18 protein-coding genes are annotated in these 22,715 nt (G+C 65.3%); 4 read left to right on the top strand and 14 right to left on the bottom strand.

The genetic code is table 11. The features are described 5' to 3' along the window. Window positions 1-39: 39 nt before the first annotated feature. Together G3T14_RS10945 and G3T14_RS10940 are read right to left on the bottom strand one after the other, a co-directional pair. On the bottom strand, window positions 40-2,040 hold the full coding sequence (locus G3T14_RS10945; RefSeq protein ID WP_163642583.1) for an SbmA/BacA-like family transporter: 2,001 nt from the start codon (window positions 2,038-2,040) through the stop codon (window positions 40-42). A 243-nt stretch (window positions 2,041-2,283) separates the two neighbouring features. Beyond that, window positions 2,284-4,722, bottom strand: coding sequence for a TonB-dependent receptor (locus tag G3T14_RS10940; RefSeq protein ID WP_163642582.1), 2,439 nt, complete (start codon window positions 4,720-4,722; stop codon window positions 2,284-2,286). Between the two features lie 369 nt (window positions 4,723-5,091). Here G3T14_RS10940 and G3T14_RS10935 point away from each other — a divergent pair, with 369 nt between their 5' ends. Then, window positions 5,092-6,219 carry a TlpA disulfide reductase family protein gene (locus tag G3T14_RS10935; RefSeq protein WP_163642581.1) on the top strand — a complete coding sequence of 376 codons (1,128 nt, stop codon included), beginning with the start codon at window positions 5,092-5,094 and terminating at the stop codon, window positions 6,217-6,219. A gap of 24 nt (window positions 6,220-6,243) precedes the next feature. Here G3T14_RS10935 and G3T14_RS10930 read toward each other — a convergent pair whose 3' ends face one another. The 4 genes from G3T14_RS10930 to G3T14_RS10915 all read right to left on the bottom strand — a co-directional run bounded on the left by G3T14_RS10930 (window position 6,244) and on the right by G3T14_RS10915 (window position 10,946). Next, window positions 6,244-9,000 (bottom strand): EAL domain-containing protein, encoded by a 2,757-nt coding sequence (locus G3T14_RS10930; protein WP_246733204.1) that lies wholly within the window; start codon window positions 8,998-9,000, stop codon window positions 6,244-6,246. Window positions 9,001-9,230: 230 nt separating this feature from the next. Further along, window positions 9,231-9,950, bottom strand: coding sequence for an esterase (locus G3T14_RS10925; protein WP_163642579.1), 720 nt, complete (start codon window positions 9,948-9,950; stop codon window positions 9,231-9,233). 113 nt (window positions 9,951-10,063) lie between these two features. Then, the gene (locus tag G3T14_RS10920; protein WP_163642578.1) at window positions 10,064-10,447 is read right to left on the bottom strand and encodes a nuclear transport factor 2 family protein; all 384 of its coding nucleotides are present in this window, start codon (window positions 10,445-10,447) and stop codon (window positions 10,064-10,066) included. 55 nt (window positions 10,448-10,502) lie between these two features. Further along, window positions 10,503-10,946 (bottom strand): OsmC family protein, encoded by a 444-nt coding sequence (locus G3T14_RS10915; protein WP_163642577.1) that lies wholly within the window; start codon window positions 10,944-10,946, stop codon window positions 10,503-10,505. A gap of 422 nt (window positions 10,947-11,368) precedes the next feature. Here G3T14_RS10915 and G3T14_RS10910 point away from each other — a divergent pair, with 422 nt between their 5' ends. The 3 genes from G3T14_RS10910 (at window position 11,369) to G3T14_RS10900 (ending at window position 13,666) form a co-directional block, all read left to right on the top strand. Then, complete coding sequence (locus G3T14_RS10910; RefSeq protein WP_163642576.1) at window positions 11,369-11,797, top strand: PAS domain S-box protein; 429 nt, start codon at window positions 11,369-11,371, stop codon at window positions 11,795-11,797. Between the two features lie 144 nt (window positions 11,798-11,941). Beyond that, complete coding sequence (gene frc, locus G3T14_RS10905; protein ID WP_163642575.1) at window positions 11,942-13,192, top strand: formyl-CoA transferase; 1,251 nt, start codon at window positions 11,942-11,944, stop codon at window positions 13,190-13,192. 240 nt (window positions 13,193-13,432) lie between these two features. Then, on the top strand, window positions 13,433-13,666 hold the full coding sequence (locus tag G3T14_RS10900; protein ID WP_163642574.1) for a hypothetical protein: 234 nt from the start codon (window positions 13,433-13,435) through the stop codon (window positions 13,664-13,666). Window positions 13,667-13,686: 20 nt separating this feature from the next. Here G3T14_RS10900 and G3T14_RS10895 read toward each other — a convergent pair whose 3' ends face one another. The 8 genes from G3T14_RS10895 to G3T14_RS10860 all read right to left on the bottom strand — a co-directional run bounded on the left by G3T14_RS10895 (window position 13,687) and on the right by G3T14_RS10860 (window position 22,540). After that, on the bottom strand, window positions 13,687-14,145 hold the full coding sequence (locus G3T14_RS10895) for a PTS sugar transporter subunit IIA (protein WP_163642573.1): 459 nt from the start codon (window positions 14,143-14,145) through the stop codon (window positions 13,687-13,689). Between the two features lie 107 nt (window positions 14,146-14,252). After that, a complete protein-coding gene (locus G3T14_RS10890; protein WP_163642572.1) occupies window positions 14,253-14,948 on the bottom strand; it encodes a response regulator transcription factor in 696 nt (231 codons plus the stop codon). Then, window positions 14,945-17,680, bottom strand: a complete 2,736-nt coding sequence (locus G3T14_RS10885; protein ID WP_163642571.1) for a sensor histidine kinase KdpD — start codon at window positions 17,678-17,680, stop codon at window positions 14,945-14,947. The genes G3T14_RS10890 and G3T14_RS10885 overlap by 4 nt, the downstream gene beginning before the upstream one ends. A 9-nt stretch (window positions 17,681-17,689) precedes the next feature. Beyond that, the gene (locus tag G3T14_RS10880) at window positions 17,690-18,310 is read right to left on the bottom strand and encodes a K(+)-transporting ATPase subunit C (protein WP_163642570.1); all 621 of its coding nucleotides are present in this window, start codon (window positions 18,308-18,310) and stop codon (window positions 17,690-17,692) included. A gap of 32 nt (window positions 18,311-18,342) precedes the next feature. Then, window positions 18,343-20,436 carry a potassium-transporting ATPase subunit KdpB gene (gene kdpB / locus G3T14_RS10875; protein WP_163642569.1) on the bottom strand — a complete coding sequence of 698 codons (2,094 nt, stop codon included), beginning with the start codon at window positions 20,434-20,436 and terminating at the stop codon, window positions 18,343-18,345. Between the two features lie 62 nt (window positions 20,437-20,498). Next, window positions 20,499-20,720, bottom strand: a complete 222-nt coding sequence (locus G3T14_RS10870; protein WP_163642568.1) for a hypothetical protein — start codon at window positions 20,718-20,720, stop codon at window positions 20,499-20,501. A 1-nt stretch (window position 20,721) separates the two neighbouring features. Beyond that, entirely contained in the window at window positions 20,722-22,437 is a 1,716-nt protein-coding gene (kdpA, locus tag G3T14_RS10865) for a potassium-transporting ATPase subunit KdpA (RefSeq protein WP_163642567.1), read from the bottom strand. Window positions 22,438-22,450: 13 nt separating this feature from the next. Further along, a complete protein-coding gene (locus G3T14_RS10860) occupies window positions 22,451-22,540 on the bottom strand; it encodes a K(+)-transporting ATPase subunit F (RefSeq protein ID WP_036267122.1) in 90 nt (29 codons plus the stop codon). Window positions 22,541-22,715 lie beyond the last annotated feature (175 nt).

The following is a 22,715-nucleotide window of genomic DNA, read 5'->3' as shown; positions in this document are numbered from 1 at the left end:
TGCAGACCGAAGGACGCGGACGCATCGTCGGGAAACTGGTCAGGCGAGCGTCTCGACCGCTCGGTGTGTTGAGTCCGGGGTTCGTCCGACCCGCGGCGCTTCGTGCAGCGTGAAGCGGCCGGCGGTGTTCTTCTCGATCTGCAGATGACGATCGTGACGACTGACCAGGCGCTCCTTGTGTGCGATCGACACGATGGTCGTCTTCGGCAGCCGCACTTTCAGGAGCTGGTAGATGCGGTCCTCGTTGGCCTTGTCCTGGGCCGAGGTGGCCTCGTCGAGGAACAACCAGGCCGGTTTTGCCAGAAGCGCGCGCGCCACACCCAACCGCTGCTGCTCGCCGCCGGAGAGGCGATGCGCCCAATTGTCGTCGAGAGCGAGGTCTGGGATGAGCGCATCCAGGCCGAGGGCAGCCATCACCGACTCGACCTCCGCGCGATCGTAGACCTCGGGGGATGCGGGATAGCAGACCGCCTGCAGCAGCGATCCGGTCGGAATGTAGGGCTTTTGCGGAAGCACCAGCAGATTGCACGCCTCGGGCTTGCAGAGGGTCCCGGACCAGTAGGGCCACACGCCCGCGATCAGCCGGAACAGGGTCGACTTGCCGGAGCCCGACGGCCCCGTGAGGATGAGGTCCTCGTTGGGGCGCAGCGTCAGGGTGAGCGGCTCGGACAAAGCCTCCCCGTTCGGGAGCAGAACAGACGCTGTCCTGAGCTCGATCGTGCCGCCGGCGGACTGGCGGACGCTTCCTGAGATCGCCTCGTTGCTGGCAATGGCGATGGCCTCATCGAAGGACGTGAGACGCTTCACCGACGACCCGAAATCCGCGAGCGCCACGTAGTACGAGGTGAAGTAGGTCAGGGCGCCATTCACGGCGCTGAACGCCACCATCGACTGCATGATCGTGCCGAGTGTCACCTCCCGGGTGAAGTATGCGCCCCCGAGGACGATATAGGGTAGATAGGCGTTGATGTTCGACAAGGTCTGGGTGAAGGCACTCAACATCGATTGCTTGATGATGATCGCGTAGAGATTTTTGACGATCAGGTTCATCTGATCATTGAATGTCTTCCGCTCCGCCGGCTCACTCGCCAGGAGGGCGACCTGTTCGCTGTATTCGCGAAGCCGCGCCAGACCGAAGCGGAAGTTCGCCTCGTAATGCTGGTTGGCGAAGAGGAGCGACGCGAGCGAGCGCCCGACCAGTGCTGTGGCAGCGGTGGTGAGCGCGGCATAGAGGAAGGTCGCCCAGAGCAGGAGGCCGGGAATCTCGTAGCCGCCGATCTTGAAGTTTCCAGACAGAATCCAGAGCAGGATCGCAAAGGTGATCAGGCTGCTGAAGTTCTGGATCAAGCCGGTGACGAACTTGAAGAGCCCGAGCCTTCCGCCATGGCTTCCATCGATGAAGCGCGGGATGTCCTCCTGAATCCGCTGATCCGGGTTGTCCACCGCGACACCGGCGACGATCATCTTGTAGTGGGTGTGCGCGGAGAGCCAGCGCTGCTCGTAATCGGTGGTGAGGGTCCGGCGCCAACGAATGCCGAGGACGCTGCCGAGAACTCCGGAGACGACGAAGGCCGCGATGTAGGGGCCCATGTAGAGCGGAAACTGGATGAGCAGCGCGTGCCAGAACTTGTCCTGATCATAGCTCTGCAGCGCATCCGAGATGGCCGCCGTGGCATAGGAGATGTTGACGTGCCAGAGCACCTCCAGTTGCTGGATCGCGATGATGAGCCAAAGGAGAGCGGCGCCGATGCTGCCCTCCGTGATCACGGAACCGAGGATGGGCAGCCGAACCGGCGCCTTGTTCAGGAAGTAGCGGTCGGCGATGGCGAAGATCTTGCGGATGATGGGAATGAAGGTGACGGCGTAGGTCGCGATCGAGAACACGCAGACGGTGATGACGAACGCCGCCAGCTTCCTGATCTCCAGCTGGACCGGAACCAGTTCCAGATTCTGGGCGACGGCCAGCAGATCACCGGCCAGCGCCTCGGTGGTGAAGTAGACGATGATGACCTTCGCGAACCGGAAATCCGTGGCTCGCATCGTGGCTATGCCGGCCAGCACACAGAACAACGCGATGGCAAATTCAAGCCCGAAGCCGGCCGCTAAGCCCAGCGCACCGTGAAGACATCCCAGGCTTGCAAGAAGAGCACCCAGCACTTTCATTACGAAGACCTTATGACCTGACTTCTAAGAGGATATCAGGTCGTCCGAATACGGATTGCCGCCGGCATAAGATAATAACCGTCGAAACGAGCCTATTTTGCAGATGTACCATCAATTATTTTATTGGAACGAGTATTTCGCTGAAAATAGAAAGTTTCTACCTTGGCCAATTCCGATATAATTTGCGGAATAACTGGGCTGATAGTAATATTTATTCATCATATTATTGATTTTGAACTGCAAGGACCACCGATCGAAATCGTATCCGATCATGGCATCGGCGGTGACGTAGCCCGGGACATTGAAGGCGCTCGTGTCGCCCCCATAGTTAGTGGGGCTGTTCGAATTGCCGCGTGCTCCAAATCCCAAGGTCAGGCCATGCATCGGGCCATCCTGGATCGTATAGGAGCCCCAGAGGCTAGCTGTGTATTGGGGAGTGCCGGCGAAAGGAAGCGAAAACAGCGGGCTTTCGTATTTCACTTTTGTCGATGAGAAAGAGCCGATGATATTAAAGCCGGGGAAAATCTCGCCCTGTATATCGAATTCGACGCCTTTGCTACTTTGACCAGGCACCACTTGGACAAAATTGCACCCCAATATGGCGTCACAGATTGAAACGTTTGTCGCCCGCAGATCGAAATAGGACAAGGTTAGAGTTAATTTTTTGTCCAGCAGGAAGAACCGCCCTCCGTACTCATACAGATCCTGCTGCTCCGGCTCCGCGGTTAGACCGGTCAGGTTATTGACCGAATAGGTTGGAAGAAAGCCAGCCGAACGGTTGCCGTAGGCAGTGAAGTAGGGGGTTACGTCGAAAGCCCCTCCGGCCGTCCAGGATATGCCCGTAGGCTTGGCAACCGAGGCACGATCATTGCCGGTAATGCCAGAACCGTTACGGTAGCGATAATCGTCGTAGCGCACCTGCCCGAGGATGTGCAGCCGGTTATCCAGAGTGTCGAATTTTTCAAGATATTGATAGCCCAAACCCGTTCCATTGACCGTGGTATAGGCCGTACCGATCGAATTTTCGGGTCTAAACAGCGCCTGCTGTGGCAGTCCGAGCACCGGATTGATACTGGTAATTGGAGCATTGTTCGTTGATTGACTGAGATCAATAGTTTTATAATCGACGCTGAACTTGGACGTTTGCCGCGCGAAACCTGCGTCATACGTTGCCGTCAGATCAAATTGTTCAACAAGGCGGTTGAAGCTGTATTTTGAATTGACTTGCCGAGCATTGTAATTACCCGCAGGATCTCTGGGAGCACGACTTCCCAGCCAAGCGAACGAATTGATATCATTCGCTGACGTCTCATACCGTATCTTGTTATTGAACACGAGGTTCATCCCAAGGATGTCCCCGAAGTCGTGCGATTGCTCGGAGAAGACCGCCATCGTCTGATCGAGATAGTGTAGATTCGGATTGAACTGTGTCGTGCCGCGCGGAATATGAATAATGGGATTGTTCGGATCGGCCCCAAGCCGCGGAATGAATGTATACTGGATCGGACTCCGACTCTGCTCACTGTAGCGAACGCCTGCCAGAAGCGTGGTGCTTCCGTCTGTCCATTGCACGCTTGGCGCGATCAGATACTCGCGAGCATCGCGATATCCGGCGTAGTTCTCGTCCGCCTTGTTGCCAGACAAATTGAACCGGTAGGTCAACCCCTCGGTTCCAGCGAGCGGACCGCCGAAATCGAACGCCAGCGTCTTGTAGCCATAGGAGCCGTACCGAACGCTGACATCCTGGATCACGCGATCGGTGGGCCGCTTCGTCGTGATGTTGATGCCGCCGCCGCGCGTGGTCGCACCCGTGAGAATGGATGTCGGCCCCTTCAGCACTTCGACGCGCTCGACCTCGTCGATCGGAATTTGCGTGAATCCGGAATTGCCGAACCCTGTCGCGCCCAACCCATTCACCGTCACATCGCTGACCGTAAAGCCACGGATCGTGAAAGCGGTCGCGCCGCCGGAGGATGAGCCGATGGAGACGCCTGAGACGTTCTGGACCGCATCGGTCGCGGTCGTCACGGCCTGCGACTGGAGCACTTTCGAGGTGATCGTGTTGATGGTGATCGGCACTTCCTTGGCCGGCGCATTGGGGATACGCGAACCGAGGCCGACATCGCCGGCCTGGAAGCCGACATCGCCATAACGGTTTGCGGCGGCCTCGTCGGTCACGTCGATCGCCGCGACATCGCCGCCGGCCGCCGCTGCGGACGGCCCGGTCGCGGCCCGGATGGTGAGGCTGCCGGCCGGGCCGGGCGCAACCTGCAGACCCGTCCCTGCCAATGCTTGCGCGAGGGCACCCTGTACGGAGATGCTGCCTTGGATCGGTCCCGCCATCCGGCCCGAAGCGAGCCCGGCCGGAAAGGCGATCGGCGTGCCAGCCGTCCGTGCGATGCGGGTGACGACGGTGGCGAGATCGCCGCGCGGCACTTCGAAGGTATGGACGGCCTGCGCGAAGACGGGTGTTACGCGGCCAGCCAACACGAGCCCAAGAGCCGCCGTCGACAGCATGGCGACGCGCAGCCTGCGTGCATGGCTGGAACCGTTCTTCATTACCGACACCCCGTTCGCACTCTATTTCTCGGTTTGTGGGGCAAGGCCGAAAAACCGTCAGCGGCCCTCGCGAAAAAACAGCGTCGCTGCGGCGCTCCTCATCCTTCTACAAGTGCAGTGACGCCAATGGATTACACACAACGCTCGGGTGTTGGCTGATTCTGATGGTAACTCAACACATAGCGCAGGTACGGGTGCGCGCTGACCCTTTTCCGATTTCGCTACACAACATCGTCGAGCGAGACGGTTCGCTCGGCACGCAACAAAATCCGTCGAGCGAGACGGGTTACCCGCAATGTTTTGTCCTGCGCATCCGCATCAGGGGCTGATCTTCGGGTGCGAAAACCCACTCAAGAGTACCTGTTTCCCATGTCACAGACGGAATTGTTGATCGGCGATCCCGCTCCCGCGCTCCGGGTTTCGGGATTCCTGAAGGGCGCCCCCATCCCGGCATTTGAACCCGGCACTGTCTATGTGGTGGAGTGCTGGGCCACGTGGTGCGGCCCCTGCCTGCGCAGTATTCCGCACCTCACGACACTGCAGGCCACCTATCCGCAGGTGCGGATTCTCGGTGTCGCCGTGATGGAGCCGGACCCGGAGAAGGTCAGGGCTTTCGTCGAGGAGAGGGGCGACGCCTTGGGCTACACGGTCGCCACCGACCTGCCACCCGATGAGCTGGGTGGTCGGGGCTGGATGCATCGCGCGTGGTGTCGCGCCGCCTATCAGATGGGAATTCCCACGGCGTTCATCGTCGATCGGGCGGGCCGGATCGCCTGGATCGGGCATCCGATGGAGATCGACGACGCGCTCAACGCCGTCGTCGAAGACACCTGGGACCTCGCCGCCCGGGCGAAGGCCCATCGTGACGAGATCGTCGCACAAAAAGTCCGGGAAGCCGCCGCGATGAATGCCGCCGTCGAGCGTTGCCGGAACGCGGGCGACTTGGCCGGCGCCATCGACGCCTACGATGAGACCTTCGCGTGTCATCCCGAACTCGAAGCCGCATGGGGGCTGTACAAGCTCGGGCTTCAGTTCACCGTGGACAAGGCGGGGCACAAGGCCTACGCGCGGCACCTCATCGAGGTCGTCGCCCCCCAATCCCCCGGGCTGCATCTCGTCGTGGGCATGACGCTGCTTAAGGCCTACCGGGCCGGCGCTGGCGAGAATGCGCCCCTTTCCGACGATACCCTGGCGCGGCTCGCCGTCGATGCCCTGCTGAAGTCCGAGGACAGCGTGGCGCAACAGAGCTCGCCGCCCTACGCGATGGCCCAGATCAAGGAGAACCTGGCGGAAGCCTTGCTCGCCTCGGGTCGGACGCGCGAAGCGCTCGCACGCGCCCAATCGGCGCGGGACTGGGCGACGAAGGCCGACGCGGCGGCTGTGCTGGCGCGGATCGCCGATCTGATCGTGCGGTGCGAAGGCGCCGCGGAGGCGATCCCAGCAGCGTCGCCCACCGTGGTCTGCGTTGGCGATGTCTGTCAGATCATGCCGGCATAGAGCGCTGCCCCTGTGCCGGGCGGATCACGCCGCCCTGTGAACGGCGTGCCTCCGCGGCTGATCCGGCACGCCTTCACAGTCCGCCTTCGCCGCGGCGAAGGCGTGCCGTTCGATGATGCCGGGGGTGGCGAGCAGCGGCAGCGGTTTGCTGAACAGGTAGCCCTGCAACTCGTCACAGCCTTCCGCCTGCAGGATGCTGGCCTGCTCCACCGTCTCCACGCCTTCCGCGATGACGTTCATGGCGAGCGCCTTGCCGAGCCCGATCATGGCCCGGACGATGGCGATGCTTCCATCGTCACGCTCGAGGTTGCGGATGAAGCATTGGTCGATCTTGAGCTTGTCGAAGGGAAACCGGCGCAGGTAGCTCACGCTCGAATAGCCGGTTCCGAAATCGTCCATCGAGATCTGCAGGCCGAGGGCCCGCAGCTGATGCAGGACCGCGAAGGTCTCGTCGTTGTCTCGGAGAAGCACGGACTCGGTGATCTCGAGTTCGAGGCGGCTCGCCGCGAGGCCGGACGCCGCGAGCGCCTGCTGCACCTCGTCGACGAGGTTGCCGCGGACGAATTGCACGGACGAAAGATTGACCGCGACTTTGATCGGGTCGGGCCAGCAGGTGGCATCCGCACAGGCCTTCGCCAGGGCCCAGGCGCCCATCGCCTTGATCAGTCCCGTCTCCTCCGCGAGAGGGATGAATTCGGCGGGGCTGACGAGCCCGTGTTCGGGGTGGTGCCAGCGCAGCAGGGCCTCGAACCCCCGCAAGGCGTGCGTCCGCGTCTCGACCACGGGCTGGTAATGCAGTTCGAACTGCCCCTCCGCCAGGGCAAACCGCATGTCGAGCGCGAGATGATGCCGACGCTGGATCGCCGCATCCATGGCAAGGTCGAAGAAGCGCCAGGTGCCCCGGCCCGCAGCCTTGGCTTCATAGAGCGCGACGTCGGCCCGGCGCAGCAGCGTATCGCTCGTGACACCGGTCTGCTCGGCGGTGGCGATGCCGATGCTGGTGCCGATGACGATTTCCTGGCCCTGAATGGTGAAGGGAGCCTCGAGCATCTCGACCACCCGCGCAGCCAGGACAGACGCGGCCATCGGCTGATCCGGACAGGATTGGACGATGGCGAATTCGTCGCCGCCGAGGCGTGCCACGAAATCGGTATCGTGCTTGGCGACGTGCAGGCGGTGTGCGACGTGCCGGAGCAGTTCATCGCCGGCCGGATGGCCGAACGTATCGTTGACCATCTTGAAGCCGTCGAGATCGAGATACAGCACCGCGCCGCCCTGCCCCCGTGGTCGGCTCGCCAACACCGCCTCCATGCGCTCGCGCAGGTAGGCCCGGTTCGGGAGGCCCGTCAGTGCGTCGTGTCGCGCCATGTGAACGATCTGTGCCTCGCTCCGGGCGCGGTCGGTGACGTCCTCGTGGGTGCAGAGCCAGCCCCCGCCCGGAATCTCCGCATAGACGACGCCGATGGCACGGCCGTCGGCCAGGTCCCAGGTGAACGAGGCCAGCGCCTCGGATTGGCTGCCGGCGTCGGTGGCTTCGCGCAGATGGAACGGCCACGCGCCGCTGGTGGCGCCGCCCTGGATCGCCAGATGCGCGCGGATGTCCGCCCTCGCCGTCCCCCTGCGATGCAACGCGGTGGGGATCGCATGCATCCCGACGAACCGGGCGTTCATGACGATGAGCCGGTCGTCACCGTCGAACAGGCACAGACCTTGGGTCATGTTGTTGAGGGCAATGCCGAATCGCGCATACTGGGTCCGCAGGTCGCGTTCGCCCCGCTCACGCTCTTCCGCCGCGGCTTGTGCCGTGTTGGCGCGCAGCAGATCCTCCTGGCTTCGGGCCTGGCGGACGCCGAGGATGACCAGACCCAAGAGGCCGAGATCGAGCGACACAGCCGCCGCCCCGAGAACCGTTGCCTGTCGCCACCATTGCGCGAGGCTCGCCGCTGCGGTGCGGCTCACACTCAGGATGGCCGGGTAATTCGCGAGTGACCGCGCGGCAATCAGACGATCCTGCGAGTCGATGGGGCTGACGTTGCGCAAGACGCCGCCGGATGCACCCCTGGCGGTGATGAGGGAGGCCCCAGCGCGCTGGAAGCCACGCCCGATGGTACCGTCCCGGTGAGGATGCCGAACCAGCAGCACGCCATCGTTGCGGAACATCGAGATGACGTAGTCCGGTGCGGGCGCGATCTGCCGGTAGAGTTTCGTGAAGTATTGAAGCTCGACGGCACCGAGTACCAGACCAAGAAACTTACCGTCCGGGCCGGAAATCTTGCGGGCGATATAGATGGTCCATGTGCCATCGCCGCGATTTTCGACGGGCTGGCTGACGATCCGCTGCATGGCGTGATCCGCCACGATGGCTTTGAAGTAGTCGCGATCCGCGATGCTGACATCGGGGATCGGCCAGTAGCGGGTGAAGTTGCGCAGTTTTCCGGTCTGGTCGACCAGCGTGATCGCATTCACCTGCGGCAAAGCGCTCGTCCGGGCCTTGAGCGCCTGATGCATCGCCAACGTCGAGATTTGCGCGATGAAGTGCTCCTCATCGACGATCTCGGCGAGGCGAATTTCCTCGATGACGGCCTCCTGAACGAGTTCGATCGCCTGCAGCGCCCGATCGGCCTGGTCGGCGAGCACCGTGGACAGACTGATCAGGTTACGTTCGCTGTCATCGATGGCGCGGTCGTGCAGATCGACGATGAATGCTGCGGCGGAGACAGCAATCAGCACAGCCAGAAGAACGCTGGAGAGGACGAGCAGGCTGAGAGACCGCGGCCGCAAGGCAATCGTAACGGATTTGGCAAGCGTAAGAAGGGGCAAGACGCTTGCACGAAACATATCCGGTTCCCGTAAAGCACCTCGCTAGGGCTCAACCTATTAAGAATGCTTAGCATCTCACGGTGTTGTGACCCGGCCTGCGATGACGTTCCCTGTGAGCGCCAGCGACATTGGGCAGCAGAACCCAGCCGGTCTGTGACCAAGACAGGACGCGGCCTCGGTACCGTCGCAGCCTATTGGGTCCGACTACTCTCGGAGGGAACGGATTGCTGGGCATCGGCGAAGAGGAAATCCACAGCCTGCGCCACCACCTCCGGCCGATAGGCATGCGGCCCGTCATACGTGACGAACGTCACGTCATAGCCGGCCGCCGCGAGCCGTGCTGCGTGGACGCGGGCACTCCCGTCGATGGGAATCTGCGTGTCGGCGGTCCCGTGAGAGAGGAAGATGCGCGGGGCCCCCGTCTGCATGAGAGCCGCCATGAAGCCCGCCGAGGAGACGACGACGTGGGTGACGAGATCCCCGTTGGCGAGCCCGAGGGAGAGCGCGTAACTCCCTCCGTCGGAATGACCGGCGAAAGCGAGGTGCGTCGGGTCGAGCATGAAGCGCGACGCGACCTCCGTCAGCGCGAGATCGAGCCGTTCGCGATCCGGCCCGTGGCCGCCGATCACGAGGTCCCAGGTCGGAAACAGCGATTGGGGAGCCAGGAGCAGGAAACCCCGCTCAGCGGCATGGGCTTCCAGCATCGGCAGGATTTTTTCGGCACTGCCGCCGCCGCCATGGAACAGCACTACGAGCGGTACCGGCCGGCGCGGGTCGATGCCGGGCGGTACGACCAGCACCGCATCACGCTCGGCGAAGAGGCCGAGCGCGGTCCGCCCCACTGGCAACGGTGCCTTGGTCGGTAGCCGATGTGCGAAGCCGAGCCGGCCGGCGAGCCGGGGATCGATCATGCCGCCCTCCTTGATGCGTTCTCGACTGCGGTGGCCCGGTCGACCGAGACGAAACCGCAGCCACATCGAAACCGGCGCACCGAATCCGGGCTCCCGGAACTGGTTTCAGCCGGTCAATCGCGCTGCGCCGGGCTGAGCGGCTTGATCTTCAATTGATCGATGACCCACAGCCAGCCGCCATCGGCCTGCTGACGGGCCGTCTCCACCGAAATGGTACCGTTCGGCAGACGGGCGAAGGTCATGGCGAGGAGGCCGTTCCGAAGGGCGGGCAACGCCTCGACGCTCGGAAATTCCGACCGCCGCGCCAACAGGTCGGTGTAGAAGCGCCGAATCTCTTGGTGCCCCGTGGCCACGACGGCGCCTGCCGCCAGTACCGCATCCGGTTCGTAGAGGGCGACGAGCCCCTCGGTATCGCCGGCATTGGCCCGCGCGATGAAGAGACGTGCGAGATCCTCCGGGTCGTGCGCGCGTTCGGTGGTGGTCTCGGTGGTTGTCATGGCATTTCCTGTCCCAATCGGGTGTCGGAGGCAGTCTTGGGCTGCGTTCCCCACATCACGTCAACAGCATACCGGTCCTGTCGCGCACGGACACCGTGACGGGAACACCGGCCTTGACGCTCTCGGACACAGTACAGAACCGCTCGAACTGATTCAGAACCTTGTCGATCCGTGGCATCGCCTCCGTCGCGGCGCCCAATGCGATCGCTACTTCGATCCCGCTGATGCGCAGACGGCCCTCCGTGTTGCGCTCGAGTTGGAACTTGGCGTCCGCGGTGATGCCGCCGCCATCCTGCTTGTATTTCCCCAATGCGAACATCAGGCTGGCACACAAGCAATTGGTGACGCCGGCAACGAGGAGCTGCTCGGGGTACGGCCCTTCGCCGCCCCCGATCGGCGGGGCTTCGTCGACGGCGAGGCTCGGCAGCATCCGGCCGAAATCGACGACGAACTTGTAACCTTCGACCTGGGTGATCGTGATGCTCGGCCCGTTGTCCATCTCGGGTCTCCTCCTGAACGCGGGTTTTCGTTTCGGGTGAATCGATCTTGTTCGTCGTGACGGATACGCCGCTCGGCGCGTGAAGCCAGACCACGGTGGCGTCTGATCGGTCACCCTCGACCGGCTCTGTTGACACCCATATCGCGTTGGCATACCAAATACCAACAGAGAGCGCGCACAAAAGCGACGCCACGATACGCCGCCGGACAGCCGAGATGCTGTCCGAAACAGTGGAGGAAATCATAGCCATGACGGATCACAAACATCCGCAGCACAGGCCGGCCCCACCGCGACGCGGCTAAGCTGTCGTGACCTCAGCCTCGTACGGCACGAAACGACCGCGACAGGCTGAAACGTGCTGAACGCGCTATCGCCCATCGGGCGAAAGGGATGAATACAGCAGAGAAGCGGTCGGCAGCCCCATGTCACAGCAAATCGATTTCGGTCAATTGATTGCGGCAGCCGGCGATGCCGTCGTCGTGTCGGATGCCGACGGAGCGATCGTTGTCTGGAATCCGGCTGCCGAGCGGATCTTCGGCTACACGCCGGCCGAGGCTCTCGGCCAATCCCTCGACCTGATCACGCCGGAACGTCAGCGCCAGCGGCATTGGGACGGGTACGCCAAGACCATGCGCACCGGGATCACCCGTTACGGCGCGGACGTCCTCCGGGTACCGGCCCTGCACAAGGACGGCCGGTCCCTGTCGATCGCCTTCACGGTCGGATTGCTCCACGGGGCCGACGATACGGTGGTCGGGGTCGCGGCCATCATCCGGGACGAGACCAAACGGTGGGGCGACGAACGCCAGATGCGCCAGCGCATCGCGGAACTCGAAGCCCGCGTTGCTTGAAAGCGCCCGAACGCAATCACCTCAACACGCCCAAAGTCGTCGCAACACGTGAAGACGGGCCAAGAAAACATCTCGGATCGAACCGAGCGTCAGACAACCCGATCAACAAGCGTCATCAGATCATCTGATAGGGAGAACGTCGCGATGAGTAAGCCGCTCGAGGGAATCAAGATCATCGATTTCACCCACGTCCAGGCCGGTCCGGCCTGCACGCAGTTGCTGGCCTGGTTCGGCGCCGACGTGATCAAGGTCGAGCGCCCGGGTTCCGGCGACGTGACACGGTCGCAGCTCCGCCACGTCGAGGGTGCCGACGCCCTGTACTTCACCATGCTCAATTCGAACAAGCGTTCGCTGACCCTGGACACCAAGACCCCCGAAGGCAAGGAAGTCCTCGAGACGCTGATCAAGCAATCGGACGTGCTGGTGGAGAATTTCGGCCCCGGCGCCCTCGACCGCATGGGCTTCACCTGGGCCCGCATCAACGAACTCAACCCGGGCATGATCGTCGCTTCGGTGAAGGGCTTCTCCGACGGGCATCACTACGAGGACCTGAAGGTCTACGAGAACGTCGCGCAATGTGCCGGCGGTGCGGCCTCCACCACCGGATTCTGGGACGGCCCGCCCACCGTCAGCGCCGCGGCGCTCGGTGATTCCAACACCGGCATGCATCTGGCCATCGGCATCCTCACGGCGCTCCACCAGAAGAACAAGACCGGCAAGGGCCAGAAGGTCGCCGTCTCGATGCAGGATTCGGTGCTCAACCTCTGCCGCGTGAAGCTGCGCGACCAGCAGCGCCTCGATGCGCTCGGCTACCTCGAAGAGTATCCGCAATATCCGCACGGTGAATTCACCGATGTGGTGCCGCGCGGCGGCAATGCCGGCGGCGGCGGCCAGCCGGGCTGGGTGCTGAAGTGCAAGGGCTGGGAGACCGACCCGAACGCCTACATCTACTTCACGATCCAGGGCCACGCCTGGACCCCGATCTGCAAAGCGCTCGGCAAGGAAGAGTGGATCGAAGATCCGGCCTACAACACCGCCCGCGCCCGTCAGGACAAGATCTTCGACATCTTCAAGACCATCGAGGAGTGGCTCGCGGACAAGACCAAGTTCGAGGCCGTCGACATCCTGCGCAAGTTCGACATCCCGTGCGCTCCGGTTCTGTCGATGAAGGAACTCTCCGTCGATCCGTCGCTGCGTGAGAGCGGCACGGTGGTCGAGGTCCAGCACCCCAAGCTCGGCTCGTACCTGACGGTCGGCAGCCCGATCAAATTCTCGGACATGACGGTCGACATCAAGTCCTCCCCCCTGCTCGGTGAGCACACCGACGAGGTCCTGGGCGACCTCGGCTACAGCACCGAACAGATCGCCAAGCTGCATCAGGCCCGCGCGGTCTAAGTCTAAACCGATCGATACCCCGGAGACGGCGCGCCGCGGCGCGCCGTTTTCGTGCGTACGCCCCGGCACCTGCAGTGCCTGACGACACGGGGGTGCGGTATGCCGTCGGATGCCCTGTGCGGCGAATCCTGATGGGTCCCTTATTTCATCATCGCCGGCTCCGGCTCGAACCCTTATGCGGTCCGGCGCAGTTTGTAGACGCGGTCCCGACGATGGATCGCGCAAACCCCAAGCCGGTCCATGTCCCTCGCTGTCCCAGTCGCCGCTCTTCCAGTCGCCGCTCTTATTGCCGAGGCGCCCCAATTCATCGTCGGTCAGGACCCGCAAGGGCGGTGGGTCGCCGTCGAGATCCACGGCTTGGCCGGCGGTCTGTTCCGGACCCGTCACGACGCGATGCATTATGCGATCGATGCCACCGACCGTCGCCCCGACGCGGTGGTGATCGCGACGGACCGGGTCGAACTCCGGATCTGAGAGCGGCCGGGTCCCTCGCCTCAGCGAATGGGTTCGGCGCCAAGCATGATCGCGTAGAGGGCGGCGGCGTCCCGGGCGCCACGCATCGCGGCAGCGACGTCGGGTGCGCGCAACCGCCGGGCGACGCAGGCAAGCGTCATCCGTTGCACGGCTTGCGGATCCGACGGCAGGAGCAGCAGGAAGACGAGATCGACGGGGCGCTCGTCGATGGCGTCGAAGGCGACCGCCTCCCGCAGACGCATCAGCAGACCGAACGGCCGCACCACCCCGTCGATCCGCGCATGCGGAAGCGCGATGCCATCCCCCACGCCGGTGGAGCCCAGAATCTCGCGCTTGTCCAAGGCCGTGCGGATGAGCGTCGCATCGCCGGCGAGCGCCTGCGCGGCGCGGCGGGCAAGGTCGGCCATGAGCACAGGCTTGCTGGACGCGCGGACCCCGACGGCCACATGCTCCGGCGCCAGGAATTCCTCGATGGTCATGCCGGAAAGCCCGGTTTCGGTGGGCCAGGATCGCTCACGGTGTTCACTCCGACGCTGTTCGGGGGGATGGGTACGGAGAGGTTGCCTCGGCGATGGGGCGCGTTTCTTCAGGTACGGATGTCATCGTCCGGTGCCCGCATCCGGTACCCGACGCCGGTCTCGGTGAGAAGGATGCGCGGCCGCTCGGGATCGGCCTCCAGCTTGAGCCGGAGCTGGCGCATATACACCCGCAGGTATTGCGGGTCGGACGAGGTCGAGACCTCCTTCATGAGCTGGGCGTGGGTGAGCGCCTTGCCGGCATGCTGCACCAGGACACGCAGGAAGTCGTATTCGCGCGGCGTGAGTTTCACCTCGACGCCACGGACCCGGACCAATCGGCGGACGAGGTCGACGCTGAGGCCATCGACCTCGAACAGGGGGCGCTCGCCCTGAACGGCGAGTTGGTGGCGAAGGGCGGCGCGGATGCGGGCGAGCAACTCGCCCATGCCGAACGGCTTCGTCACGTAGTCGTCGGCGCCGAGATCGAGGGCCTCGACCTTGCCCGGCTCGTCGTCGCGGCTCGACAGGACGACGACGGGCAGGTCGCGATGGTCCTTGCGTATGAGGCGCAGCAGATCGTGCCCGCGCATGTCGGGCAGCCCGAGGTCGAGGATGATCAGGTCGACCGTCTCCCGCGAGAGAATGTCGAGGGCCGTGCGCGCATTCGGCGCCTCGTGAATCGCGTAATCCTGCGTCGCCAGACCCATCCGCAGGAGCTTCCGGATCGGCGGCTCGTCGTCGATGACCAGAATGCTCGTACTCATGCGGCGATGTCCGGTTGGCTCTCACCGGCCGCAGGCACCGGCAGGACGATGGTGAAGACGGCGCCGGTGCGGTCCCGGCGATTGGCGGCCGTCAACGTTCCCCCCATCGCCTCCACGAACCCGCGAGCGATGGCGAGGCCGAGACCGGTCCCCGCCCGGACGCTGTCACCCTTGCGAACGCGATAGAACTTGTCGAACACCCGCTCGACATCGGCCTCGGGCAGACCGCCACCCTCGTCCAGCACCTGAAGGCAGACCTGGCCCTGGTGAACCGCGCCCGCGATGGTCACCGTCGATCCTTCGGGGGCGTATTTGGCCGCGTTGTCGAGGAGGTTGACCAGCACCTGCTCGAACAGGACCGGGTCGAGACGCAGGGCCGGCAGGGCCGGCCGGACGTCGAGCACCACGCGGTGGTCTCCGAGGATCGGACCCATCCGCCGCAAGGCGGTATCGACGGTCTCGCCGATATCCTGAAGGGTGAGGTTCGCGGCCACCGCCCCTGCCTCCAGCCGGGTCATGTCGAGCAGGTTGACGATGAAGCGGTTCAGCCGCTCCGATTCCGCGATGATGGTCGCGAGGAGGTCGCTTTTAGCGTCACGCGGCAGGGCGTCGTCGAGGTCGCGCAGAGTCGTGGCCGCCCCGAGCACCGATGACAGCGGCGTGCGCAGGTCGTGCGAAATCGAGGTCAGCAGGGCCTGCCGAAGGCGGTCGGTCTCCGCGGCGCGCTCGGCCCGGTCGAGGTCCTCCACAAGCCGGACCCGCTCGATGGCGAGCGCGCCCATATCGGCGAGGGCGTCGAACAGGCGTCGGTCCTCGGGAGAGAGGATGGGGCCGGTGCCGTCCGCATCGAGGCCGATCACCCCGACGATGCCGCGTCCCGTCCGCATCGGCAGGAACAGCCGCTTCGCCCCCGGCAGGGTGTCGGCACCGCGGCCCGCCGGCCGCTCGTTGTCGAAGGCCCATTTGGCGGCGCCGAGATCCGCCGCGTCGAGCATGTCCTCGGGCGGGAATCCGGCGGCGACCGCAACGACGCCGTTCTCGGGAAGCAGGAGCACCACGCGGACCTTGAGCATGGCCGCCACCTGCGCAGAGGTTGCCCACAGCACGTCGTCGAGGGTGCCGCAGCCCGCGAGCTTGCGGCTGAAGCCGTAGAGCCGTTCCGTGGCGCGGGCCCGGTTCTGCGAGACCACCGCCACCCGTCGCGACCGCGAGGCGAGGTTCGAGACCACCACCGCCACCACCGTGAACAGCAAGAACGCGGCGATATTGGTCGGGTCGGTGATGGTGAGGGTATAGACCGGGGGCAAGAAGAAGAAATTGTAGGACAGCGAGGCCGCCACCACGGCGAGGAGCGACGGGCCGAGGCCGGAGCGCACCGCCACCGCGACGATGGCAGTCAGCAGGATCAGGTCGGCATTCTCGACGCCGAGGGTGGGCTCCAGCAGGAGGGCAAGCCCGAGGGCCGCCGCCGTAGCGAGGAGCCCCAGCACGTAGGGGAACGCCTCGAATGCCGGCGTGACGGGGGCCGTGGCGACGGTCTTCGACGGGACCGGATCGGCCTTCGTCGCCTCGCCGGTGATGACGTGGATGCTGATGTTGCCCGATCGGCGGACGATGTCGTGCACCACCGAGCCGTTGAGGAGTTCGAACAGCGGCGATCGATCGGCCTTGCCGAGGATGATGTGGTTGACGTTGGCCGAGCGCGCATAGGCGAGAATGTCGTCGGCGACCCGGCGCCCGCCCGGCAGGGTGACGGCATCGCCGCCGAGACGGTCGGCGAGCCGCAGGGTGTCGGCGATGCGGTCGCGCGCAGCCTCGTCGATGGTGAGGCTGCGCGGCCCCTCGACGGTGACGGCGGTCCACGGCGCGTGCAGCCGGTCGGCGAGGCGCTTGGCATGACGCACCAGGCCGGCCGAACGCGGGTCCTCGCTGACGCAGACGAGCACGCGCTCGCCCGCGCCCCATGGACCCGCGATGGCGTTGGCCCGCATGTGGCTCAGAAGTTCGTCGTCGACCCGGTCGGCGGTGCGGCGTAGCGCCAGTTCCCGCAGGGCCGTCAGGTTGCCGCGCGAGAAATAGTGCTTCAGGGCCCGCTCGGCGTTGCCGGACACGTAGACCTTGCCGTCCTTCAGGCGCTGGATGAGGTCGTCCGGGTTGAGATCGACCACCTCGATGTCGTCGGCCCGGTCGAGGATGCCGTCGGGCACGGTCTCCCGGACCCGGATGCGGGTGATCTGCGCGACGACGTCGTTGAGGCTCTCCACATGCTGGATGTTGAGGGTGGTGTGGACGTCGATGCCGGCATCGAGCAGTTCCTCGACATCCTGGTAGCGCTTCGGATGCCGCGAGCCCGGGGCGTTGGTGTGGGCGAGTTCGTCGACCAGGGCCAGGGCAGGCCGGCGCGCGAGGAGCGCATCGAGGTCCATCTCCTCCAGCGTCTTGCCGTGATACGCGACGGCGCGCCGGGGAAGCACCTCGAAGCCCTCGACGAGGGACAGGGTCTCGGCACGCCCGTGCGTCTCCACCACCCCGACGACCACGTCGGTTCCGGCCTTGAGCCGGGCGCGGCCGACGGTGAGCATCTCGTAGGTCTTGCCGACTCCCGGCGCGGCGCCGAGGAAGATCTTGAGGCGGCCGCGCTGTCCCTCCTCCCGACGTACGGCTGCGAGCAGCGCGTCGGGCGAGGGGCGATCCGGGTCCCGGTGGTGGGTCGAGGTGGCGTGTCTGCTCATTCGCTGACGTTACTTCCGGCCCGAACTGTCCTTCGCAAGATCATCCAGGGCGAGGTTGAGAGCCAGCACGTTCACGCGCGGCTCGCCGAGAATGCCGAGCAGGCGGCCCTGGACCTGGGACTCGACGAGCCCGCGCACCCGATCGTCGGGCAGGTTACGCGCCTTGGCGACCCGGGACACCTGGAACAGGGCGGCGTCGGGCGAGAGGTCCGGATCGAGGCCCGATCCACTGGTGGTCACGAGATCGACAGGAACCGGGCGACCGGGATTCTCGGCCTGACGCGCGGCGAGATCGGCCTTCACGCGCTCGGCGAGCGCAGCACTGGTCGGTCCGAGATTGGAGCCCGAGGAGTTCGCGGCATTGTAGGGCGCCGGCACGGTCTTCGTGGCATCGGCCGGGTCCGTGGCGCTCGTCGCCGAGGGGCGCCCCTGGAAGTAGCGCTCGCTGGTGAAGGATTGCCCGATCAGGCTGGAGCCGACGGGCTTTCCGTCCCGCTCGACGAGGCTGCCGGCGGCCTTGGCCGGGAAGATCGCCCCCGCGATACCGGTCATCGCGAGGGGATAGGCGAGCCCGGTGACCGCCGTCAGGGCGATCATCAGGACGAGGGCGGGGCGAAGCTGGTTCAACATGATGGATCTCGGATGTGGCGGGTCGCGGCGGCTCAGACGAGGTGCAGGGCGGTGATGGTGAGGTCGATGGCCTTGATGCCGATGAACGGCACCAGGATGCCCCCGAGGCCATAGATCAGGAGGTTGCGGCGCAGCAGGGCGCCGGCGCCGACCGCCCGGTAGGTCACGCCGCGCAGCGCCAGCGGGATCAGCGCGACGATGATGAGTGCGTTGAAGATGATCGCCGAGAGGATCGCGCTTTCGGGAGAGGCGAGACCCATGACGTTGAGAGCCTGGAGCTGCGGGTAGAGCACGAGGAACATCGCCGGGATGATGGCGAAGTACTTGGCGACGTCGTTGGCGATGGAGAAGGTCGTCAGCGCGCCGCGGGTCATCAGGAGCTGCTTGCCGATCTCCACGATCTCAATGAGCTTGGTCGGATCGGAATCGAGATCGACCATGTTGCCGGCCTCGCGGGCGGCCACCGTACCGGTGTTCATGGCGACGCCGACATCGGCCTGGGCGAGCGCCGGGGCGTCGTTGGTGCCGTCGCCGCACATGGCGACGAGCTTGCCCTGAGCCTGCTCCTTGCGGATCAGCGCCAGCTTGTCCTCCGGGGTCGCCTGGGCGAGGAAGTCGTCGACGCCGGCCTCGGCGGCGATGGCGGCGGCGGTCATCGGGTTGTCGCCGGTGATCATCACCGTGCGGATGCCCATCCGGCGCAGTTCGGCGAAGCGCTCGCGGATACCGCCCTTCACGATGTCCTTGAGGTAGACCACGCCGAGGAGCTGGCCGTCGCGGGTCACCGCCAGCGGGGTACCGCCGGCCTTGGCGACGTCCTCGGCGATGGTCTGAATTTCGCGCACGGTCTCGCTCGCCGCACCGGGGCTGTAGGCCAGAGCCGCGCCCGATCCACGGGTGATCGCCGGCTGCGGGCTCACCGAGGCGATGATCGACTCGACCGCCCCCTTCCGGATGGACGACCCGTCGATGTCGACGCCGCTCATCCGGGTCTGCGCGGTGAAGGGCACGAAGGTCGTGTTCAGGCTCGCCATATCGCGCGCCCGGATGCCGTACTTTTCCTTGGCGAGCACGACGATGGAGCGGCCCTCCGGAGTCTCGTCGGCGAGGGAGGCGAGCTGGGCCGCGTCGGCGAGGTCCCGCTCCGACACCCCGCGCACGGGCCGGAACTCGGTGGCCTGGCGATTGCCCAGCGTGATGGTGCCGGTCTTGTCGAGAAGCAGGGTGTCGACGTCGCCGGCGGCCTCGACGGCGCGTCCCGACATGGCGAGCACGTTGAAGCGCACCAGCCGGTCCATCCCGGCGATGCCGATGGCCGAGAGCAGCGCGCCGATAGTGGTGGGGATCAGCGTCACGAACAGGGCCACCAGCACGATCAGCGGGATCGCGCCGCCGGCATAGGAGGCGAAGCTCGGGATGCTCGCCACCGCGAAGATGAAGATGATGGTCAGACCGGCGAGCAGGATGTTGAGCGCGATCTCGTTCGGGGTCTTCTGACGCGAGGCCCCCTCGACCAGGGCGATCATCCGGTCGACGAAGGTCGATCCGGCCGCCGCCGTGATGCGCACGCGAATCTCGTCGGAGAGCACCTGGGTGCCGCCGGTCACCGCCGAGCGGTCGCCGCCCGATTCCCGGATGACGGGGGCGGATTCGCCGGTGATGGCCGCCTCGTTCACCGAGGCGACGCCCCAGATCACCTCGCCGTCGGACGGGATGATGTCGCCGGCCTCGACCAACACCACGTCGCCGACCTTGAGGTCGTTGCCCGGCACCGTGTCGTAGGCACGGCCGACGCCGGTGAGGCGTTTGGCCAGGGTCTCGGTGCGCGTCCGCCGCAGACTGTCCGCCTGGGCCTTGCCGCGGCCTTCCGCGACGGCTTCGGCGAAATTGGCGAACAGGACGGTGAACCACAGCCAGAGGATGATCTGGCCCGAGAAGGCGAGGTTCGGACCTCCGATCGCTACGTCGCGCAGGAACAGGACGGTGGTCAGGGCCGCCACCACTTCGACCACGAACATGACCGGGTTCTTGATCATGGTGCGGGGGTCGAGCTTGGTGACGGCGCCGATGAGCGCCGGCCCGACGAGGGCAGCGCTGAACAGGCGGGTTGCGTTTGGGCGGGCCATTGCGGTTGTCCGGAGTGAGAGGCGTCTGAGAGGCGGCGCGATGGCGCGCCGTGCAGAGCGATTCAGGGCGCCAGGACGCGGCCGAGGAGTCCGGCCCCGGCCATGAGTCCGAGGGCACCGAGCAGGGTCAGACCGAGCATGGCGAGGATGACGTCCGAGAGCCGGATGGTCTCCCGGTCCCGTTCGATCCGGCTCCGGGACGGCGATCGCGGTCGGTGGAGGGCCAGGGCACGGCGCATGGGACTGCGCCGGGGAGCAGGGCGCGGCAGGAGGACGTGACGCATCTCAGCCTCCCGCCGGGAAGGTCTGGCCGAGGCCGCCGGCGAGGTGCTCGACGATGGGCCCGAGGGCCAGCGCCGGGAAGAAGGTCAGGCCGCCGACGATGAGGATCACGCCGACCAGCAACCCGACGAAGAGGCCGCCATGAGTCGGGAAGGTTCCGGCGGAGGCCGGCACGGTCTTCTTGGCCGCGAGCGATCCGGCGATGGCGAGGGCCGGGATGATCACGAAGAACCGGCCGAACAGCATGCCGATGCCGAGAGTGGTGTTATAGAAGGTCGTGTTCGCCGTCAGTCCGCCGAAGGCCGAGCCGTTGTTCGCCGCCGCCGAGGTGAAGGCGTAGAGGATCTCGGAGAAGCCGTGCGGACCGGCATTGGCGGGGCCGGCGAGGCCGGCGGCCACAACGGTGGCGAGTGCCGTGAAGCCGAGCATCATCAGGGGCAGGCACAGGATGGCGAGCATCGCCATCTTGACCTCCCGTCCCTCGATCTTCTTGCCGAGATATTCCGGCGTGCGCCCGACCATGAGGCCGGCCACGAAGATCGTCACGATGACGAAGATCAGGATCCCGTAGAGGCCGGCGCCGACGCCGCCGACGATGATCTCGCCGAGCTCCATGTTGATCAGCGGGATCATGCCGCCGAGGGCGGTGAAGCTGTCGTGCATGGCATTGACGGCGCCGCAGGACGCGGCCGTGGTGATGGCCGCGAACAGGGCGGACGCGACGATGCCGAAGCGGACCTCCTTGCCCTCCATGTTGCCGCCGGTCAGCCCGAATGAATTGAGGACCGGACTGCCCGCGCTCTCGGCCCAGTAGACCACCGCCGTTCCGGCCAGGAACAGGATCGCCATGGCCCCGAGGATGGCCCAGCCCTGCCGCTCGTCGCCGACCATGCGGCCGAAGACGTTGGTCAGCGCGGCACCGAGGGCGAAGATCGAGACCATCTGGACGAAGTTCGACAGCGCGGTCGGGTTTTCGAACGGATGGGCGGCGTTGACGTTGAAGAACCCGCCGCCGTTGGTACCGAGCATCTTGATCGCGACCTGGCTCGCCACCGGACCGACCGCGAGGGTCTGCTTGGCGCCTTCCAGGGTGGTGACCTCAACGGCTCCACCGAGCGTCTGCGGGATGCCCTGCGAGACCAGGAACAGGGTGTAGACGACGCAGATCGGCAGCAGCACGTAGAGGGTGCAGCGGGTCAGATCGACCCAGAACGACCCCACCGTCTTGGCCGAGGCTCGCGAGAACCCGCGCACCAGGGCAACAGCCAGCGCGATGCCGGTGGCGGCGGACAGGAAGTTCTGATGGGTCAGGCCCAGCATCTGCGTGAGATACGACATGGTCGTCTCGCCGCCGTAAGACTGCCAGTTGGTGTTGGTGATGAAGCTGGCAGAGGTGTTGAAGGCGAGGTCCGGCCCGACCGCGGACTGGCCGTCCGGGTTGAACGGCAGGGCCGCCTGGAACCTGAGCAGCCCGTACAGGACGAGGAAGCCCAGGACGTGGAACAGGAGCATGGCGAGGGCGTAGGCCAGCCAATGCTGCTCCTGGCGGGCATCGATGCCGGCGACCCGATAAAGGCCGCGCTCCAGCGGTGCGAGCACGGGCGAGAGGAAGGTCCGCTCGCCGGTGAAGACTTTGGTCATGTAGGCGCCGAGCGGCTTCACGAGCGCCAGCACGACCGCGCAGAACAGCGCGATCTGAATCCAACCGTTGAGGGTCATGGGACGTGTTCCTTCAGAACCGCTCGGGGCGGACGAGGGCGTAGGTCAAGTATCCGAGCAGCCCCAATGTCACGAGGGCGCCGAGGGTGAGATCGAGGGTCATGGCGGCCCCCTTAGAGGCGTTCGCAGAGGGTGGCGTACGCGGCGGCGAGACCGAAGAAGGCGAGCCCCGCGGCGATGAAGGCGATGTCGAGCATGGTGCGTCCGTTTCCGTCCGGCGCGGCGATGACGGGACCGGTCGCGCTGGTTCCACAATGTGGCCGCGAACCGCATTAGGG

Origin of the sequence: Methylobacterium sp. BTF04, from assembly GCF_010692745.1 — a bacterium.
Lineage (GTDB): Bacteria > Pseudomonadota > Alphaproteobacteria > Rhizobiales > Beijerinckiaceae > Methylobacterium.
Note: the sequence above shows the minus strand (reverse complement) of the source record. Positions and strands in the feature narration are given on the sequence as shown.

Bases quoted from the DNA above. Each gene is read 5' to 3' on its own strand.
- G3T14_RS10920 (WP_163642578.1), bottom strand. From the start codon at position 10,447: ATGACAACCACCGAGACCACCACCGAACGCGCGCACGACCCGGAGGAT.
- G3T14_RS10895 (WP_163642573.1), bottom strand. From the start codon at position 14,145: ATGACCATCGAGGAATTCCTGGCGCCGGAGCATGTGGCCGTCGGGGTC.
- G3T14_RS10915 (WP_163642577.1), bottom strand. From the start codon at position 10,946: ATGGACAACGGGCCGAGCATCACGATCACCCAGGTCGAAGGTTACAAG.
- G3T14_RS10870 (WP_163642568.1), bottom strand. From the start codon at position 20,720: ATGCGTCACGTCCTCCTGCCGCGCCCTGCTCCCCGGCGCAGTCCCATG.
- G3T14_RS10945 (WP_163642583.1), bottom strand. From the start codon at position 2,040: ATGCGAGCCACGGATTTCCGGTTCGCGAAGGTCATCATCGTCTACTTC.
- G3T14_RS10860 (WP_036267122.1), bottom strand. From the start codon at position 22,540: ATGACCCTCGATCTCACCCTCGGCGCCCTCGTGACATTGGGGCTGCTC.
- G3T14_RS10900 (WP_163642574.1), top strand. From the start codon at position 13,433: ATGTCCCTCGCTGTCCCAGTCGCCGCTCTTCCAGTCGCCGCTCTTATT.
- G3T14_RS10890 (WP_163642572.1), bottom strand. From the start codon at position 14,948: ATGAGTACGAGCATTCTGGTCATCGACGACGAGCCGCCGATCCGGAAG.
- G3T14_RS10925 (WP_163642579.1), bottom strand. From the start codon at position 9,950: ATGATCGATCCCCGGCTCGCCGGCCGGCTCGGCTTCGCACATCGGCTA.
- kdpA (WP_163642567.1), bottom strand. From the start codon at position 22,437: ATGACCCTCAACGGTTGGATTCAGATCGCGCTGTTCTGCGCGGTCGTG.
- G3T14_RS10935 (WP_163642581.1), top strand. From the start codon at position 5,092: ATGTCACAGACGGAATTGTTGATCGGCGATCCCGCTCCCGCGCTCCGG.
- G3T14_RS10940 (WP_163642582.1), bottom strand. From the start codon at position 4,722: ATGAAGAACGGTTCCAGCCATGCACGCAGGCTGCGCGTCGCCATGCTG.
- kdpB (WP_163642569.1), bottom strand. From the start codon at position 20,436: ATGGCCCGCCCAAACGCAACCCGCCTGTTCAGCGCTGCCCTCGTCGGG.
- G3T14_RS10880 (WP_163642570.1), bottom strand. From the start codon at position 18,310: ATGTTGAACCAGCTTCGCCCCGCCCTCGTCCTGATGATCGCCCTGACG.
- G3T14_RS10885 (WP_163642571.1), bottom strand. From the start codon at position 17,680: ATGAGCAGACACGCCACCTCGACCCACCACCGGGACCCGGATCGCCCC.
- frc (WP_163642575.1), top strand. From the start codon at position 11,942: ATGAGTAAGCCGCTCGAGGGAATCAAGATCATCGATTTCACCCACGTC.
- G3T14_RS10910 (WP_163642576.1), top strand. From the start codon at position 11,369: ATGTCACAGCAAATCGATTTCGGTCAATTGATTGCGGCAGCCGGCGAT.